Here is a 17405-nt window from a genome sequence, read left to right as displayed (position 1 = left end):
GTACGAATTACAGACCGCGGTATGTGGGTATCACACTGCACTGTGCGAGTAGCATAACGCGATGTGTGAATTACATACCACGGTGCATGAGTTACTCGTTGCGATGCATGACTTACATACCGCGATGTGTAAGTTACAGATCGCGGCGGACAACTTGAGGCCTGCGAAAAGGGCGTAACTACTTGAGCGGTAGGTAAATGTCGGTGACGAGCTCGTGCTCGGCCACGTCGGGCATCAGGTTCAGGTAGTGGAAGAAGAGGGGGAAGTCCCGCAGCTCTTCGCCGCTTTTCGGGAACCAGTCGCGGTAGAGCGGGTAAATGCTGTCGCCGATCCGGTCATGTGAGCCTAGGTGCCGCACCACCGCGCACCGGCCGCCCTGTATCACGCTGTTGAACACCCCCTGAGGGTTTTGCGGCACTTCCTGCGACACTTCGCCGCAGATGTCGAAGCGGAACTCTTCCGGTTCCACCGCCGCGGGGTCATCGTAGACGATGCCGAAGCTGCGGGACTGCTTCACCGGCGACAACCCGCTTTGCTTGCGCCACTCGATGAACTTAAGCGCCGAATCGTCCACCTTTTCCGGCGCGCCCCGGTGCTCCAGAACCGCGACCCGCGTCTCGGCGAACTCCACAATTTTCACGTCCATGTCTCCTCTCCTTTCGATGGTCGGCAGCCGGAAGCGCTCCCTCCAGGGCTGCCATATGGGTGATTTTCTGAATTGAGAGGGGGAATGACCGAACATCTGCTTGAAGGCGCGGGCAAACGCTTCAGGGCTGTCGAATCCGGCGTCTAAGGCAATGTCGATGATGCGTTCCTCCCGGCGGTAGGCAAGCCGGTAGGAAGCGTGCTTGAGCCGCAGCATTCGGATGTAGGCGAAGACCCCGATGCCGGTGTAGAGCGAGAATTGCCTGTGGAAGTGGAACTTGGAGAAATGCGCCACCCGGCTCAACCGCTCCACCGTCAACGGTTCGTCCAGATGCCGCTCGATGTAGCGCAGCACCCTGTCGAACCTTTCTGCGTATGCCTGTGCCTTGTCCATGTCCTCGCCCCTCTCTATCCGATGGCCATCCTACCCGAACTTAAAGAGAGAATCCTGACCGAAATTGCTCAGATGATAGCCGAATTTTATCTCGATGATAAGGTCATTTTTATTTCCCACAGAAAATAATGTGTGGTATGGTTTCATCAGGAAAGGTTGAGGGGAGGGGTTATGCCACGTGCTGCAGGCCCAACACATTCTGCACCTACCGCCTCTGCACAAGAGGCTTTAAGCAAGTCGCAGGTTCTCACCAAGGCCCTCATCAACACCGCCACCTGCCTCGAAATCCCCAAGAACAAACTGGCCCAGATTCTCGGCGTCTCCGGAGCCACTGTCACGCGGCTTTACACGGACGCTTACCGGCTTTCCCCGGAAAAGAAGGAGTGGGACTTCGCCGTCCTTCTGGTTCGGCTGTTCCGTTCCCTCGACTCCATTGTCGGCGGATCCAGGGACGATGCGCGCAAGTGGCTCGCAAGCGAGAATGCAGCTTTGGGCGGGAAGAAGCCTGCTGATCTGATTGACACCACGGAGGGGATTGTACGTGTCGTTACCTACCTGGACGCCTGCCGAGCTGTCGTCTAGTTCGGCTGATATCGCCTGCAAGGCTTGGCGCATGGTCGAGGCCCAGCACATCGTCTCCACCTTGAAGCTCGTCGATACCCGGGCCGAGCAGGAGCTGCTGGAAGAAATTCTCGAAGAGCACAAGCCGCCTGTCCCGCCTGAGGCGAAGGGACTAGACTACCTCATGTTCAGCCCGTTCCGTTACGACACCCGCCCACCATCAGGTTCAAGATTCCGCGCCATCAACGACCCCGGCGTCTTTTACGGTGCGGAGACTGTGCGTACTGCCGCAGCCGAGGTTGCTTACTGGCGTTGGAAATTCCTGCAGGACACCTCCGGCTTAACCCGTCTCCAGCCCTGCACCTTCACCGCCTTTCGCATTCCGGTGAAGACCCCCTGCATAGACTTGCGCCAGCCCCCCTTCGACGCCCATTCCACCGTATGGACCCATCCCGCCGATTATTCAGGAACCCAAGCCGTCGGCAAGGTTGCCAGGGAAGCGGGAATCGGGGCATTACTGTATAGATCCGTGCGTGACCCCGAGCCCCACTTTTGCATCGCCGTATTGACCCCGCGAGCATTCGCCGCAAAGAAACCGGACAGTGCAACACAAACCTGGGTGCTGGCAGTGTCGGGTGAGGAGGCGATTTGGATGCGGCAGGGGGATGAAACCTTCTCGTTTGCGACGGCGGCTTGTGCATCGGCGTGAATGTGAAGCCGCAGCCGCCGAATCTAGGCGAAGGCCCCGATCCGCGTGTAGAGCGAGAATTGCCTGTGGAAGTGGAACTTGGAGAGGTGCGCCACCCGGGTTTGGGGAGCCGGACGTCCCAACCGTACTGTGCCATTGGGGGAGAAAATGAGTAAGCTAATTTGCTATTGTTTCAATTATTCAGAGGCTGACATTGAGAAGGATGTTCAGCAGAATAATGGACGGTCGCGTATCCTAGAGGAAATAATCACAGAGAAGCAGAAGGGTGCTTGCCAGTGCGCAGCAAAGCACCCCGAAGGGCGGTGATGTCTTCCCGATGTCCGCCGGGTTGCGGATAAAGCAAAAGCTGAGTTGAAACATGTTTCCTGAATTCCGACTACCGTTTGATTCACGGCATCGTCACATTCAAGACTCAACCCCCAGGCTCCGATCAATGCCTGGATAGTCGAGTTCTTGTCAGAGTGTGCAACGCACGGTCATTAGGCCCAGCAACAACTTACACCTTCCTACTGTACCTCCTATCTCCTTCTGCCTCCGTTCTGTCATCTCAAATGTCCGGATGTCTAGCCTGACCCCGCTAACCTCACCGAACTAAATAAGCCCCTGCGGCACGTGGCGCAGGGGCTTCGCTTTTCAAAACGACCGGCATATGTGAATCGGCAAGCAAGTGGGCAAAGCAAGAAAAGGCACCGCTATTATCTGCGTTTCTTGAGTTGAGGTGGCTAATGCCCTGTGGGTCTGAGCACCTCCTCGCTTAGCGCTCCTATTGCTTGAAGCACATCTGCCCTTTGTCCTTTGCAAACGAACCCGAAAGCCGCCCCAATTCCCCCGCCCCGCCTGTACTGATATACCGGACCGGTCGTACAGCCTAACCGTGTTGCCAGGTCTACGACATTCTGGCCTCTTGGGGTGCAGTCACCGTTATCGAGATTGCCGAATTCCGTTTCAACTTTCAGCTCTCCCAGGTCGCTCGTAGTGCAGGTTATTGAATGATAAAAGCCTGGAACGTCCCCAGGACAGCGGTAAGCCCCGGTAACTATCAGCAGGTCATTAGGATTTGCAGCATGTACGAGTTGTACCCCGCTGATCATTGATGTCGCAACCACCAGACCAGCTAAAATCGTTATCCTCTTTCTCATTATGATGCCTCCCATGGATGTGCCGACTATGTTGCGGCTTCTGTTCTTGCTCAAAAATAAGCCCGCATTAATATATCGCCAGCCGCACCAAAATCAATTTTTGAGGGGAAGAGGTACACGGTCCAGATCGGCAGCAAAGATCTACGTCCCGCACGCCTTCCAGGCGAAGTTGTCTTTGCTCTTCTTTTCTGTCGGCGCGAGTATTACAATGTCCTTATGCACGTATAGAGACGTGAAGAGATGATCGCGGCGAAAGTAGGAGATGGAGAAGAGAGGTTCCCCAGGTAGCGCGAAGCGCGCGGGAGGTTAACAATGGGAATTTTAACTTGGATAATATTAGGTCTGGTGGTTGGTGCACTCGCGAAGTTGTTGATGCCCGGCGATGATCCGGGAGGGATCTTCATAACGATCCTGCTTGGTATCGCTGGGGCATTCCTGGGCGGGATGATAGGCACTACGCTCGGGATAGGATCGATAACAGGGTTCAACATGTTGAGCATCGTGTTGGCCATCGTGGGCGCGATTATTCTCCTGGTTCTCTATCGAGTCATCAGGAGACCGCACCGCGGCTAAAAACTCTGGCTTGAAATGCAGGCTACTTTTCCAGTTGTGTTCCACGCGGGTAAAGTAGCCTGCTTTGTTTTATTCAATTTGACTTTTGACATAAAAAACTAAATTTGTAAGATCTAATTTTACTTTAACGATGAACATAAACCAGATCCTCGACAAGCTGCTCACCCTCCTGGGACGCGACGGGGTTGGGCATATGCGGGCTCTTTGCGGACGCATCCGCTCCATACATAAGGAGGGCGCACAATGGAACTGAAAAAAACGTATGCATTTGGAAAAACAGTCGATCTGTCTTATGCCGAAGCAGAAACGAAGGTGCGGGAGGAACTGGCCAAGGAAGGGTTCGGCATACTCACCGAGATCAACGTCAGGAAGAAATTTTCCGAGAAGCTCCAGAAAGAATTCCGCGACTACATCATCCTCGGCGCCTGCAATCCGCCTCTTGCCTACGAGGCCCTGAACCGGGAAATCGACCTCGGTACGCTGCTTCCTTGCAACGTCGTGATCTATACCAGGGATGACGGGAAGACCGCAGTCATGGTCATGGACCCGGTTTCGGCTCTTTCCCTGATCGGCAACCCTGAGATCACCGAATTCGCAAAAATCGTCGCCCAAAAGCTCGAGCGGGTGCTTGCCGCGCTGTAATGGCAGCTACCCACGCCCCCCTCTTTTCCCAAACGAAAGAGGCCACACCGGGTAAGGATGTGGCCTCTTTGATTGCAAAAGCAGTATTTGGTTAAAGCTTCACTTGTCTCGGTCCTGAGGGTCCGGTCCTGGGGGGCAAGTCTTGCTTCTTAGCATTCCTATCGCGTTCTTTGGTTGCACTTCCCAACTGAGAGGCAAGAGTAAAACGTTGCTCCAACTCGCACCGTCATGGTTGACCGGCTGCTTTATTTAGGCTTTGCATCCTGATAACGGCTCTGTCTAAATATTTAAAACTGAGCAGAGCTAAAAGAACTAGTGAACCTAACCACATCCACTCAATACCAAGTTTGGGTTCTACAATGACCGAGAATTCGGGGTGCTTCGGATCGTACCAAACCCGGACCTGCGGTGAACTTGTTAGATCCGATATGAGCTTCTTTACTTTGTCCTCGGAAAAAGTAGCGTACCGAATTCCCATTAAGGGTCAAAATGTGTCCAAGAGGGAATCCATCGGTTCCGCAGCAATCTACTGTAAACGCAGATGCTGTGCCAATTTAAATTAAAGAGATTTTTCGATCAAGCTAATTTTTGTCGAGTGCTGGTGGTCCGCTTAAGACTGTGGCGGGTTCTGTAACTGGGGAGCGCGTGGGAGAAGCGTCGTAGCGTGGCGGGATGTCAAATGGCGGGCGCTGCGGGGGAGGGAGGGATGGTTGTGCGGTCAGAATAGTTAGGTCCTTCGCTTAATCCGGCGAGCAAAGGTCTTGTCACTTTTCATTTTGGTATAGAAACTATCAGACGACATCGCTAGGCCTTTATCAAGCAAGAAATTATAGTAACCTTCTTCGTCTTCTCCTTCTATATGCACCCGGTACTGCTGAAACAGGTTTTTTGAAGTAGTAAGCTTCTCCACTTGGCAAGTGGAGTAACGTTTGCAAAGCTCAACGAGTTCTTCAGGACCTAGAAGCAAGGTATCGGTTATGCTCACAGGTCTCCTCCCTCGATCACTTCCCGCCCCCTGGACTGTTGCCTTTCTCACTCCCAGGCAACACCACAAACGTTAAATATTGGCTATATCTAATTTAACCGAAGATTTCATTTGTGAAACGCAGGAGTTCTCTGAGATCAGGTAAGAGTTTTGCTGTATTTAAGCGGGCTTTAGGCGGAGATACTTCAGGGGGGTGTAGATGGCGGGCATTGGAGGTGGGTAGGTGAGGGGGGTAACGAGGGGAAAGGTGGGAGACGCAGATGGCTTGGCAGATTGTTGAAGGAATCGATTTGAGAAAATGCCTGTTTTTTGCAATACTGCTGCGCGCTGTTGCTAAGGCATGTTATGCGCCGGATCGACCAACTGGCAGATGCTCCATGTTTTCTGTCAATTTCATATTCCAGCAAGTATGAGGTGAGTTATGGATGTCGGTGGCTATACGACGGGCATTGCCGGAAGACTGTCGAATTTCATTCCACGTGTGTTTGTCCTGGATGGTTTTCAATGTGCATGCCTGGAGGGAGCGCTTCAGGCATTTAAGTTCGATGATCCGGAGATGCAAAAGCGGATCTGCATGATGTCCGGCAAAGAAGCCAAGACTATTGGGCAAACCAGAAATGAAGCATGGCAGAGCAGTCAAACACTTTGGTGGCAAGGCAGGTCTTATGATCGTCTCTCGCCGGAATATCAGCAACTACTCGACAGGTTGTATGAGGCTGCCTTGTTGTCAGCTGATTTCGCCGACGATCTTTTAGCTACCGGCGAGGAAGTTCTGACTCACAGCATTGGGGAGCATGACCCCAGGAAAACAGTTTTAACCGAGGAAGAGTTTTGCAGCCGTCTCATGGCCAATCGCTCCAAAGCTAAAAAGGCAAGAGAGACGTAGCGACTGCTTGTCATGAGAAAGCTGGCAATACGGCCGTTGCGTCGCGCAACGATAAGCGCAGGTCGTTTGTCATTTCCAGAATGCGCGAGCTGGGGAGGTTGGCGGACTGCGTTTTCCGCGGTCAACATAGAGGTCACTTTATGTTCCTGATGACTTCTCCGAGTTTAACCAGGCGGGGATCGGTCAGGGGAGAAATGCAACGTCCTTGATGAGATCGAGAAGCTTCTGCACTTTGGGTGCAGGCTCCCCTTTGGTGATCAGTACCACGGAGGAGGCGATCTTCGGGCTGCCGGGGACGCGCACCCCGTAAGAAACCAGCGCGTCCGGACCTATGCCGATGGCGCCGGGTGTCTCCAGCACTATCTTTCGCATCTCCTCGGCGTTGGCCACCGGAACATAGTTGGCTACGACGCGCTCGCGCTGCAGAATCTCCCGGATGAAGAGCTCGTTCTCCGCGTCGGCTGCAGGCGACCAGACCACGACGATGCGCCGGTTGGGGCCGCCCACTTTCTTCCAGTTGGTGATCTTGCCGGTGAAGATTGCCTTGAGCTGCTTCTTGGTGAGTTTCTTGATCTTGATGTCGTTGAGAAAGACGACGGTCTGGTTGCTGCCGATGGGAACTTCCCGAAAGAGTGCTCCCGCCGGCGCCGGTCCGGTTTCAGCTGCGCGCTTTAGCAGTCTTTCCAGGCTGACGGTGGACACGACGGCATCGAGGGAGTCGTTTTGCAAAGCGGCGAGTTCCGTTCCCGGCTTGCTCTGCAGCGTAATCAGGCGCAGCGACGGGTTCTCCTCCTCGAAGGTCTCCGCCACCGGAGCGATCACCTCGGTCAATGCGGCGTCGCCGCCGATGCGAATGGTATCCGTGTCATTGGAGTTCTTCTGAGCGGTAGCGCATCCCGCGAGAAAGCAGAAACCGATGATCATCATGCGGAATGGAAATGAGTGTTTCATGTACTGCGACCTCCGCGACAGCCCCACGTTCAGGGTTCGTCGTGTGTGAGACTGATCGACAACGTGCGCACTTTAAGTTAAAGCGTGCTCCTGATCAAGCAATTATTGAAAGAAATAGGATGTGAGGAGGGGCTCGGCAGTCTGCTGTCGACAGATAACCGGGCAAACGTAAATAAGGAGATTCGTTATTAACGGATAAGGGGGGGCACCAAGGGAGAGTGGGAACCCTGGAAACAAAAAACCCGCTGAATTAGCGGGTTTAGGATAGCGTTGAAGTGTCCTGAAACGGTAATTGGCGGAAGCACATGGGAATCGAACCCACCTGGGAAGTTTCTCACCCCCCACACCGGTTTTGAAGACCGGGCCGCCCACCAGCGACGGTGGTGCTTCCTCGTTTGCCTAAGAGTTTCTAAATCATCTTCTGTTGCATGTCAATATATAATGTCCGACTCTGTTACTGCTCACCGTTGCAGCTCATAACCTTTGGCAGGGAGTCCCAGCGCAAGTCTCAGAAAGACAAATTACCAGAAGGCCCCGGATGTTCTCCTTGTCAAAGGGGAGGTTTATTCATCAAACTACCGCTGTAATTTTGCCGCAATAGCAGTGCCTGCGCCGGGCAGCCACCCTTGACAAACAAAGCCAATTTCTGTATAGCTTTGCAAGCCGAAAACCAAGCTTTGAGGGGGATAAATGATACTGCTAGCCAACATTCTCTTGGCCCTTGCAAAGATAGTAGAGCTGGCAAGCGGTGTTCTCACCATCTACAAATACATACTGCTGGCAAGCGTCATCATCTCCTGGATCAACGCGGACCCCTACAACCCCATCGTAAACTTCATCTACCGCGTCACGGAACCGGCCTTGCAGCGGATTCGCCGCTACATGCCCAACACCGGAATGCTCGACCTGTCGCCGTTGGTGCTCTTCGTCCTCATCTACCTGGTGCAGATCATCGTCTTCGACACCGCTTACACTTACCTGATGCTCTTCAGCAACCAACTCAAGGGACAGGCTCTATGAAAATATCGCCCATGGACATCCAGCAGCAGCAGTTCAAGGGAAAGATGCTGGGAGGGCTCGACCCTGAGGACGTGGATGCCTTCCTGCAGTCGGTGGCCGGCGAAATGGAGGAGCTCATCAGGGAGAACAACGACCTGAAGGAGCGCCTGAATCGCAACGCCCAGGCCATGGCCGAGATGGAGGCGCGCGAGGTGCAGTTGCGCGAGACCATGCTGGCCGCCCAGCGCATCACCGAGGAGATGAAGGCGAACGCCCAGAAGGAGGCGCAACTGATCGTTTCCGAGGCGGAGCTTAAGGGGGAGCGGATCGTGGCGGAAGCGGAAAACAGGCTGCTTCAGCTCAACAACCAGATCCAGGAACTCAAAAGGGAGAAGGTTCAGTTCGAAAGCGGCTTCAAGGCCCTCTTGGACAACTACTACAAGCTCCTCGCACTCGATCAATGAGCGAGGAGCTAAGGGTAACCGCGACGCCGGAGGGGCTCCTTTTTACCGTGCACGTGCAGCCCAGGGCCTCGCGCAGTGAGATCTGCGGCCCCAAGGAGGGGGAACTGAGGCTCAGGCTCACCTCCCCCCCCGTCGAGGACGCCGCCAACAAGCAGTGCGTCGAGCTGATCGCCAAGACCCTCGGTGTGGCGAAGTCGAAGGTGAGCATCAAGTCCGGGGCGAAGTCCAGGCACAAGGTGGTCAAAGTGGAAGGGGTCGACCAGGACGCGCTCCTCTCACTACTTAAAATACAGTAAGGAGCAGCGATGAAGGCAAGAGACATTATGGTGACGGACGTGCCGTCGATTTCGGTCAGGACGACGGTGGGCGAGGCGGTCCGGATCATGAAAAGCAACTTCGGAGACGAGAGCTTCATGAACGCCGCGCCCGGGCTTATCGTGCTGAACGACCGCGGCGGGCTTGCCGGCATCCTCACCCCGCTCAGCATCATCACCGCCCTCATGGACGGCGCCTCGGAGGACAAATCCGATCCCGCCTTCTTCGCCTCCCTGTGCGACAGGATCAAGGACCTCCCCATCTCGGACATCATGGAGCACCAGCCGATCTCGGTGACCCAGGACGCCCGGGTGAGTGACGTGGCGCACCTTTTCCTCACGCACCGCTTCCAGAGGGTCCCGGTGGTGGACGGCAAAAAGGTGGTGGGAATCATCTACCGCTCACGCCTGCTCTTCGCCATGACCAAGGGCCTTGAGTCGGATGCCCCTTGACAAAGGGGAATGCAGATACTTATATTAGGTCTGCCGGTTGCCGTCTTACGGTAGCGTTTAGTTAAAGAGGAGGTAGTAAAAGCGATGCCACTTTACGAGTATCACTGCAAAAGCTGCGATCAAACCTTTGAGCTGCGCCAGAAGTTCTCCGACGCGCCCGCTTCCGAGTGCCCCGCCTGCGGCGGTTCGGTGGAAAAACTCATCTCACAGTCCGGGTTCTCCCTCAAGGGGGGGGGCTGGTACGGCGACGGCTACGGCAGTTCCAAAGCCGCCCCCGCTTGTCCTTCCGGTGGCAACTGCGCCGGTTGCCCTTCGGCTTCCTAAAAAAACCGAAACGCCCCCGTTCCACGGGGGTTTTTTTTGCCCTGAATCCCTGCAAACTGCTTTACAAAACCCTCCCGGTTCCTTATTATCACCCTTTTAAAAAACTGTCTCAGGCGCCGGTCCCTATTACCTGTGCGCCTTATATTATTAATGAAACAAAAGGGGTGGATGTAATGGCAAAAATCATCGACGGCAAGGCCATCGCGGCGAAGATCCGTGCTGAAATCAGTGCGGAAGCGGCTCTGCTGAAACAAAAGGGGATCGTTCCCGGTCTCGCCGTGGTGCTGGTCGGGGAGGATCCCGCCAGCAAGGTCTATGTCTCCATGAAAGAAAAGGCATGCGCCGACGTGGGGATCTTTTCCGACGAATATAAGCTTTCCGCCGACACCGGCGAGGCGGAGCTTCTGGCGCTGATCGACAAGCTGAACCACGACCCGAAGATCCACGGCATCCTGGTGCAGCTCCCGCTTCCCAAGCAGATCAACACCGAGCGCGTGCTGGAGGCGATCTCCCCGGACAAGGATGCCGACGGCTTCCACCCCTATAACGTCGGGCGCCTGGTGATCGGCAAGCCGCTCTTCCAGCCCTGCACCCCCTACGGCGTGATGGTGATGCTGAAGGAGGCGGGGGTCGAGCTTTCAGGGAAGGAAGTGGTCGTGGTCGGCCGCTCCAACATCGTCGGCAAGCCCGTGGCCTTCATGTGCCTGCAGCAAAACGCCACCGTGACCCTGTGCCATTCGAAGACCCGCGACCTGGCCGCGAAGGTGTCCCAGGCCGACGTGGTCATCGCCGCGGTCGGGGTGCCGGAGATGATCAAGGGGGCCTGGATCAAGGAGGGCGCCGTGGTGATCGACGTCGGCGTGAACCGGGTGGGCGAGAAGAAGCTCGTGGGGGACGTGGAATACGCCGCGGCCAGCGAGCGCGCCTCGGCCATCACGCCGGTCCCCGGCGGCGTCGGCCCCATGACCATCACCATGCTGCTGCAGAACACGCTTGAGTCCGCCAAGAGGGGTCTCTAAGGAGGAACCCCCTCCCGCCAGGGGAGGGGGGACTTCCGGATCCCGGAAAAGCCTTCAGAAGGGGAGCGTTCCTTTCTATGCAATTTAGTTAAAGGAGTAGGCCATGCGCGTTAAAAAGGCCGTTTTTCCCGTCGCCGGTCTCGGCACCAGGTTTTTGCCCGCGACCAAATCGACTCCCAAGGAGATGCTGCCGCTCATAGACAAGCCGCTGGTCCAGTACGTGGTGGAGGAGGCGGTCGCGTCCGGCATCGAGCAGATCCTCTTCGTCACCGGGCGCGGCAAGAGGGCGATCGAGGATCACTTCGATATCTCTTTCGAGCTGGAATCGCTTCTCTACGAGAAGGGGAAGGACCAGGAACTGCACCAGGTGCGCAAGATCGCGGAGATGGCCAACATCTTCTTCGTGCGCCAGAAGGAGGCGTTGGGACTTGGCCACGCCATCCTCTGCGCGAAGGAATTCATCGGCGACGAGCCTTTCGCCGTCCTATTGGGCGACGACATCATCGACGCGCAACAACCCTGCCTGTCCCAGCTCCTGGAGACCTACGAGAGCTACCGCTCCCCCGTACTGGCCCTGGAGCAGGTCCCCATCGAGACCATCTCCTCCTACGGCTGCGTACGCGCGAACCACCTGGCCAACCGCGCCTTCGAGGTGCTCGACCTGGTGGAGAAGCCGCCGGTCGCCGAGGCCCCGTCGGATCTCGCCATCATCGGCCGCTACATACTCACCCCGGGGATCTTCCCGATCCTGGAGAACCAGGAGCCTGGGAAGGGGGGGGAGATCCAGCTCACCGACGCCATCAAGACGCTCTCGCGCGAGGAGTCGATCTACGGTTGCCGTTTCGACGGCATACGCCACGACTGCGGGGACAAGCTGGGCTTTTTGAAGGCGACTGTGGATATGGCGCTGAAAAGGGACGAGTTCAACGGGGAGTTTCTTGCATTTCTCAGGAAGAGGCTTGGCTGCTAACGGAGCCTGCCGCCGCCGTTGCCGTAGTGGAAGAAGGCGATCAGCTTGAAGGTTTCGCCGCGGTACCCCTTGGGGAAGGAGCCGATGGGGCCCAGCGCGTTCAGGGCCCTGAACACCTCGTCGTCGAGGATCTTGCTCCCGGAACTCTCCAGGAGGTCGATGTTGACGATCTCTCCTTTCCTGTTGAAGGTGATCTTGACCGGCGTGGTCCCCTCGATGCCGCGCAAAAGCGCCGCCTGCGGGTAGTGCCAGACGCCGTAGACCGCGGTCTCCAGGCGGCGCAGGAAGGAGCCGAACTGGATGTCCTCGGTGTTGAGGAAGCGGGTCTCTCCCTCCTCGACCTCGCTCCTGTACTTCTCCCGGTAGTTCTCCTCCAGCCGGGCGAGCCTGTTGGCGCTGGGGAAGAGGCGGGAGCGGTCGGGCAGCTGCTGGGCGCGCGGCTTCAGTATCCCCTCGCCGCGCGAAACCGGCGCTTTGGCCGTCTCCTCCGGCTGCGGCGCAGGCACGGCGGGTCCCGGGGGGGCAGGGCGCAAGTTGGGCAGGCGCGGCAGCGACGGGGTCAGCCTGTCGAACGCGCCCTTTGCTTTGGGCGCCATCTCCTTCGCCACCCGTTGCGGCGTCTCCGCATACCTCTTGATCTCCGGCTTGGGTGCCGCTTTTTTCGGCAGGGTTGGCTGGGGCTGCAGGTCGGGGAGATCGGTCAGGTCGACGAAAGTTGGCTCCGGAGCTGTTTTGGGTTGTTCTTGGGGCAGGGTCGTGATAATTAAAAAGGCACCTACGTGGAGTAGTGCCGAAAAAAGCAGCAAATAGAGGAAATTTTTCTCGACGTATCTATCTGACATGTAGCTCCACCCATGGCCGGGTGTTTATTTTTTGTGCAGATGTCGGCCGGCTGGCCTCACGCGGGGAGCCCCCCCGCAGGCTTTGTGATGGTAGAAGATAGGCCGGTAAAATGCAAGGGGAATCAAGGCTGCAGGCATACTCTCCGCTGTCTAACGCCTTCGAACCGTTGACCATTTCCCCCCCGCTTGACCTGGATCAATTTTTTTTCGGCTGAAGTATCGTAGCCTGAAGCATCAAATAGAACCGAGGTGTCCATGCTGGTAGTTGTCTGTGTGAAGCAAGTCCCCGATACAACGCAGGTACAGATCGACCCCGTCACCAACACCCTGATCCGCGAGGGTGTTCCCTTCATCGTAAATCCCTACGATACCCATGCCGTAGAAGAGGGCCTGCGCTTCAAGGACCGCTTCGGCTTCAACGTGGTGGCCATATCCATGGGCCCTCCGAATGCCGAGGCGACCCTGAGAAAGGCGTTGGCGCTGGGCGTCGACCGCGCCGTGCTCCTCTCCGATCGCGTCTTTGGCGGCGCCGATACGCTGGCGACCAGCAAGGTTTTGGCGGCTGCCATCGAGAAGCTTGGCGAGGAGGAAGAGGTCGGGGTGGTCATCTGCGGTAAGCAGACCATCGACGGCGATACTGCCCAGGTCGGCCCCGGCATCGCCACGAGGCTTAAGTTGGCCCAGCTCACCCTGGTGGATCGGGTCGACGAACTGGAGCCTGCCGCGAAGAAGATCAAGGTCTCAAGGAAGCTCGAAGGAAGGCACGAGCACGTCGAGGCGCCGCTTCCGGTGCTCCTCACCGTGGTTAGAGAGCTGAACCGCCCGCGCTACCCGACGGTCGCCATGCGGCTCGATTCTGCCGACGCCAAGGTGGAGCTCTGGGACAACTCGGTGCTCGGCCTCGACGTCAACACCATTGGTCTTAAAGGTTCCCCGACCTGGGTGAGCCGGATCTTCTCGCCGGAGCGCGCCAAGGGGGAGATGCTTGGCGACGGCGCCCGCGACCCGGACGGCGCGGCGCAGCTTTTGATAGACAAGATGATGGAGAAGGACCTTCTCGCGCTCTAGCTTGACACCACGGTCGGGGTCCTCAAAGGCCGCGCCGTGGAACAAATACCCAAACAGGAAAAGTTCATGACTGAAGCTGTGAAGAAACCGAAGAAGCCGCGCGGAAAAGCGGCGTTGCTGGAAGGGCGCTGCATCGCCTGCGGCGCCCGCTGCCAGAGCGCCTGCCCGGTCGACGCCATCCAGATGAACGAGGCGGGAGAGCCGATCATAGACGCGTCCAAGTGCATCGGCTGCGTCAAATGTGTCAAGGTCTGCCCCGCGCAGGCCATAGAGATGGCCTTCACCCCGGAGGAGAAGCGGATCCTGGACGAGCTGGCGGCGGCTGCCGCCGGAGCCCCCGTCGAGGAGGAACTCGACCCGGAGGAGGCCGCTTTAAAGGAGAAGCTCGCCGCCTATCGCGGCGTCTGGGTCTTCATCGAGCAGACCGAGGGGGAGGCCGCCAAGGTCTCCTGGGAACTCCTGGGGAAGGGGAAGGAGCTCGCGGCCGCCCGCAACTGCCCGCTCTGTGCGGTGGTGATGGGGGATCAGGTGGAGCACCTCTGCCGCCAGGCGATGGGGTACGGTGCCGAGACGGTCTACCTCATGGACGCTCCGGTCTTGCGCCACTACCGTACCGAGGCGTACCAGAAGAGCCTTTGCGCGCTGGTCGAGAAGTACAAGCCGGAGGTGATCCTGATGGGCGCCACCGGGCTTGGGCGTGACCTGGCTGGCGTGGTGGCCACCGTGCTCGCCACGGGTCTCACCGCCGACTGCACCGGCCTTTCCATCGACAAGGGGAACCTGATGCAGACCCGCCCCGCTTTCGGCGGCAACATCATGGCCACCATCGTCTGCGACAAGTTCCGCCCCCAGATGTCCACGGTAAGGCCGCACGTGATGCCGATGCCGGAATTCGACCCGAGCCTCAAAGGTGAGATCGTGCGCGAGCCGGTCCCGGTAGCCGAGGACGAAGTCCAGGTGAAGGTGCTCGACATCCTGATGGACAAAGGGGGCTCCAAGGTGGACATCGCCGGAGCCGAGTTCATCATCTCCGGCGGCAGGGGGATGATGGCCAAGGAAAACTTCGGCCTGCTCGAGGAGCTGGCCGAGGTCCTGGGCGGGGTGGTGGGCGCGTCCAGAAGCGCGGTCGACGCGGGGTGGATGCCCCAGGACCGCCAGGTGGGGCAGACCGGGAAGACGGTGCGCCCCAAGGTCTACATCGCCTGCGGCATCTCCGGCGCCATCCAGCACCTGGTGGGAATGCAGGATTCCGACGTGGTGATCGCCATCAACCGCGACCCGGAGGCCCCCATCTTCGAGGTGGCAAGCTACGGGATCGTCGGCGACCTGTTCCAGGTGATCCCTTCGCTGACCGCGAAGCTCAAAGCGCTCAAGGGAGCAAGGTCAGGGGCCTGATTCGTCATACTTCCCGCGGCTTAAGGCCGCATTTTTCAAAGAGGAAACATTCATGATGCCGCAAACCGCACTCTTCACGACGCTACTGGTCGCCTCGCTCGCCTTTTTCTGCTGGAGCGTGTACCGCCGCTTTTCACTGGTCTGCTTCGGGCAGCCCGAGGAAAGGCTCGACCACCCCGGGCGCCGCCTGCAGGAGATGCTTTTGTACGCCTTCGGCCAGCTGCGCGTGGTGAAAAAACCGTTCGGCCTGAACCACTTCGTCATCTTCTGGTCCTTCCTGATCCTGGCCATCGCCAACGGGGAGTTCCTTTTGAACGGGGTGTTCCCGTCGGCGAGCCTCGCCGTGCTGCCGCAGGGGTTGCACCACGCTCTGCTGCTCTTGTTCGACCTGGTTTCGCTTCTGACTCTGATAGCGATAGCGCTCTCCTTCGGGAGGCGCCTCATCGTGAAGCCTCCCTATCTCGACTCCCTCTACGTGAAGGGGAGAAGCCCCGAGGCCTTCGTCATCCTCTCCTTCATCGCGCTCCTCATGCTCGCCTACTTCGGCATGCACGGGGCGCAGATCGCGCAGGGGAAGGAGGCCGCTTCTGCTGCCATGCCGGTATCGAGCTTCGTGGGGTCGTTTTTATCCCCTTATCCGGGGCTTCTGGGGACGGTAGAGGTCGTCTCCTGGTGGCTGCACGCCCTGGTGCTGCTGGCCTTCATCTGCTTTTTGCCGCATTCCAAACACATGCACATCTTGACCGCCATCCCCAACTGCTACCTGGGGAGCCTCGACTGGCCGGCTACCCAGCCGCGCGAGAAGTTCGAGAAGGGGGCCGAGTACGGGGCGGGGAGCGTGGAGCGCTTCACCTGGAAGGACCTCTTCGACTCCTTCTCCTGCACCGAGTGCGGCCGCTGCCAGGCCGCCTGCCCTGCCGCCAGCACCGGCAAGGCCTTGAACCCGCGCCAGATCGTGCACGCCATCAAGACCAACCTCCTGGAGAACAGCCTTGCGCTCAGGGAGGGGAGGAAAGGGACGCTCCCGCTCATAGGCAACGAAGGGGAGGGGACCAACACCGAGGAGGCGATCTGGGACTGCACCACCTGCGGCGCCTGCATGGAGGCCTGCCCGGTGCTGATCGAGCAGATGCCGAAGATCGTCAAGATGAGAAGGCACCTGGTGCAGGACGAGTCCCGCTTCCCGGAGGAACTCCTGAACCTGTTCGAGAACATGGAGCAGCGCTCCAACCCCTGGGGCATCGCCCCCAGCGAGCGGAGCAAGTGGGTTTCCACCCTGGAGGTGAAGCCGTTTGTGGCAGGGGAGACCGAGTATCTCCTTTACGTCGGCTGCGCCGGCTCCTTCGATTCGCGCGCGAAGCAGGTGACCGTGGCGCTTGCCAGCGTGCTGAACGCGGCCGGGGTTTCGTACGGCATCCTGGGGAAAGAGGAGAAGTGCTGCGGCGATTCGCTGAGAAGGCTCGGCAACGAGTACGTCTTCGAGAAGATGGCACTGGAGAACGTGGAGCTCTTCCGCGAGAAGGGTGTCACCAAGGTGATCACCCTCTGCCCGCACTGCCTGACCACGCTTAAAAACGACTACCGCCAGTACGGGCTGGAGCTGGAGGTACTGCACCAGTCCCAGCTGATCGCGGAGCTTCTCGCGTCCGGGCGCATCAAGCTGGACGGCTCGGAGAAGAGCCTCGGCAAGATCACCTACCACGACCCCTGCTATCTCGGGCGCCACAACGGCGTGTTCGACGCGCCGCGCGGCGTGATTCAAGCGGCTACCGGAAGCGCTCCGCAGGAGATGGAGAGAAACGGCAGGAACTCGTTTTGCTGCGGCGCCGGCGGCGGGCGCATGTGGATGGAGGAGTTCACCGGCGAGAGGGTGAATCATGCCCGCGTGGCCGAGGCGCTGGAAGGCTCCCCCGACACCATCTGCGTCGCCTGCCCCTACTGCATGACCATGATCGAGGACGGCCTGAAGGACAAGGGGGCCGGACAGGTGCGGGTGAAGGACGTGGTCGAGGTGGTGGCTGAGGGGCTTTTGCACCGTAAGGCTTAAGCTGCACATAATATATGCATCGATC

The 17405-nt window shown here is 58.1% G+C and carries 20 protein-coding genes and 1 tRNA gene; 15 read left to right on the top strand and 6 right to left on the bottom strand.

Going from position 1 to position 17405, the window contains the following annotated elements; translation table 11 throughout:
* Positions 1-178 precede the first annotated feature (178 nt).
* Positions 179-1039 carry an AraC family transcriptional regulator gene (locus K419_RS0101160; protein ID WP_026839944.1) on the bottom strand — a complete coding sequence of 287 codons (861 nt, stop codon included), beginning with the start codon at positions 1037-1039 and terminating at the stop codon, positions 179-181.
* Between the two features lie 171 nt (positions 1040-1210).
* Between K419_RS0101160 and K419_RS0101155 the strand changes: the two genes are divergently transcribed.
* Together K419_RS0101155 and K419_RS0101150 are read left to right on the top strand one after the other, a co-directional pair.
* Positions 1211-1621, top strand: coding sequence for an antitoxin Xre/MbcA/ParS toxin-binding domain-containing protein (locus K419_RS0101155; RefSeq protein ID WP_026839943.1), 411 nt, complete (start codon positions 1211-1213; stop codon positions 1619-1621).
* A gap of 31 nt (positions 1622-1652) precedes the next feature.
* Positions 1653-2309, top strand: coding sequence for an RES family NAD+ phosphorylase (locus tag K419_RS0101150; protein WP_026839942.1), 657 nt, complete (start codon positions 1653-1655; stop codon positions 2307-2309).
* Between the two features lie 722 nt (positions 2310-3031).
* Here the strand turns inward: K419_RS0101150 and K419_RS23405 are convergent.
* The gene (locus K419_RS23405) at positions 3032-3448 is read right to left on the bottom strand and encodes a hypothetical protein (protein WP_156912163.1); all 417 of its coding nucleotides are present in this window, start codon (positions 3446-3448) and stop codon (positions 3032-3034) included.
* A gap of 312 nt (positions 3449-3760) precedes the next feature.
* Here K419_RS23405 and K419_RS0101145 point away from each other — a divergent pair, with 312 nt between their 5' ends.
* The gene (locus K419_RS0101145; protein ID WP_026839941.1) at positions 3761-4021 is read left to right on the top strand and encodes a GlsB/YeaQ/YmgE family stress response membrane protein; all 261 of its coding nucleotides are present in this window, start codon (positions 3761-3763) and stop codon (positions 4019-4021) included.
* Between the two features lie 243 nt (positions 4022-4264).
* On the top strand, positions 4265-4663 hold the full coding sequence (locus K419_RS0101140; protein ID WP_026839940.1) for a DUF302 domain-containing protein: 399 nt from the start codon (positions 4265-4267) through the stop codon (positions 4661-4663).
* 727 nt (positions 4664-5390) lie between these two features.
* Here the strand turns inward: K419_RS0101140 and K419_RS0101135 are convergent.
* Positions 5391-5648 (bottom strand): hypothetical protein, encoded by a 258-nt coding sequence (locus K419_RS0101135; RefSeq protein ID WP_012529916.1) that lies wholly within the window; start codon positions 5646-5648, stop codon positions 5391-5393.
* Positions 5649-6069: 421 nt separating this feature from the next.
* Here K419_RS0101135 and K419_RS0101130 point away from each other — a divergent pair, with 421 nt between their 5' ends.
* Complete coding sequence (locus tag K419_RS0101130) at positions 6070-6534, top strand: NADAR family protein (protein ID WP_026839939.1); 465 nt, start codon at positions 6070-6072, stop codon at positions 6532-6534.
* 183 nt (positions 6535-6717) lie between these two features.
* Here K419_RS0101130 and K419_RS0101125 read toward each other — a convergent pair whose 3' ends face one another.
* Entirely contained in the window at positions 6718-7485 is a 768-nt protein-coding gene (locus K419_RS0101125) for a substrate-binding domain-containing protein (protein ID WP_084154076.1), read from the bottom strand.
* A 293-nt stretch (positions 7486-7778) separates the two neighbouring features.
* Positions 7779-7876, bottom strand: a tRNA-Sec gene (locus K419_RS0101120).
* A 299-nt stretch (positions 7877-8175) separates the two neighbouring features.
* Here K419_RS0101120 and K419_RS0101115 point away from each other — a divergent pair.
* The 7 genes from K419_RS0101115 to galU all read left to right on the top strand — a co-directional run bounded on the left by K419_RS0101115 (position 8176) and on the right by galU (position 12028).
* Complete coding sequence (locus K419_RS0101115; RefSeq protein ID WP_012529925.1) at positions 8176-8505, top strand: YggT family protein; 330 nt, start codon at positions 8176-8178, stop codon at positions 8503-8505.
* On the top strand, positions 8502-8948 hold the full coding sequence (locus K419_RS0101110; RefSeq protein ID WP_026839937.1) for a DivIVA domain-containing protein: 447 nt from the start codon (positions 8502-8504) through the stop codon (positions 8946-8948). The genes K419_RS0101115 and K419_RS0101110 overlap by 4 nt, the downstream gene beginning before the upstream one ends.
* Positions 8945-9244 carry a DUF167 domain-containing protein gene (locus tag K419_RS0101105; protein ID WP_026839936.1) on the top strand — a complete coding sequence of 100 codons (300 nt, stop codon included), beginning with the start codon at positions 8945-8947 and terminating at the stop codon, positions 9242-9244. Before K419_RS0101110 ends, K419_RS0101105 begins: the two co-directional genes overlap by 4 nt.
* Positions 9245-9253: 9 nt before the next feature.
* On the top strand, positions 9254-9715 hold the full coding sequence (locus K419_RS0101100) for a CBS domain-containing protein (RefSeq protein WP_026839935.1): 462 nt from the start codon (positions 9254-9256) through the stop codon (positions 9713-9715).
* Positions 9716-9799: 84 nt separating this feature from the next.
* Positions 9800-10039 (top strand): FmdB family zinc ribbon protein, encoded by a 240-nt coding sequence (locus K419_RS0101095; protein WP_026839934.1) that lies wholly within the window; start codon positions 9800-9802, stop codon positions 10037-10039.
* 173 nt (positions 10040-10212) lie between these two features.
* Entirely contained in the window at positions 10213-11058 is an 846-nt protein-coding gene (gene folD / locus K419_RS0101090; RefSeq protein ID WP_026839933.1) for a bifunctional methylenetetrahydrofolate dehydrogenase/methenyltetrahydrofolate cyclohydrolase FolD, read from the top strand.
* Positions 11059-11161: 103 nt separating this feature from the next.
* Positions 11162-12028, top strand: coding sequence for a UTP--glucose-1-phosphate uridylyltransferase GalU (gene galU / locus K419_RS0101085; protein ID WP_012529931.1), 867 nt, complete (start codon positions 11162-11164; stop codon positions 12026-12028).
* Here the strand turns inward: galU and K419_RS0101080 are convergent.
* The gene (locus K419_RS0101080) at positions 12025-12870 is read right to left on the bottom strand and encodes a TonB family protein (RefSeq protein WP_026839932.1); all 846 of its coding nucleotides are present in this window, start codon (positions 12868-12870) and stop codon (positions 12025-12027) included. The genes galU and K419_RS0101080 overlap by 4 nt on opposite strands.
* Positions 12871-13125: 255 nt before the next feature.
* On the opposite strand from K419_RS0101080, the gene K419_RS0101075 reads away from it, so the two are divergent.
* The 3 genes from K419_RS0101075 (at position 13126) to K419_RS0101065 (ending at position 17380) form a co-directional block, all read left to right on the top strand.
* Entirely contained in the window at positions 13126-13938 is an 813-nt protein-coding gene (locus K419_RS0101075; RefSeq protein WP_026839931.1) for an electron transfer flavoprotein subunit beta/FixA family protein, read from the top strand.
* Between the two features lie 66 nt (positions 13939-14004).
* The gene (locus tag K419_RS0101070; protein WP_026839930.1) at positions 14005-15333 is read left to right on the top strand and encodes an electron transfer flavoprotein subunit alpha; all 1329 of its coding nucleotides are present in this window, start codon (positions 14005-14007) and stop codon (positions 15331-15333) included.
* 52 nt (positions 15334-15385) lie between these two features.
* The gene (locus K419_RS0101065; protein ID WP_026839929.1) at positions 15386-17380 is read left to right on the top strand and encodes a (Fe-S)-binding protein; all 1995 of its coding nucleotides are present in this window, start codon (positions 15386-15388) and stop codon (positions 17378-17380) included.
* Positions 17381-17405: the final 25 nt, after the last annotated feature.

It is taken from the genome of Citrifermentans bremense R1, assembly GCF_000426865.1.
GTDB classification, from domain to species: domain Bacteria; phylum Desulfobacterota; class Desulfuromonadia; order Geobacterales; family Geobacteraceae; genus Geomonas; species Geomonas bremensis.
The sequence above is the reverse complement of the archived record's forward strand: the minus strand, read 5'-3'. Positions and strand labels throughout refer to the sequence as shown.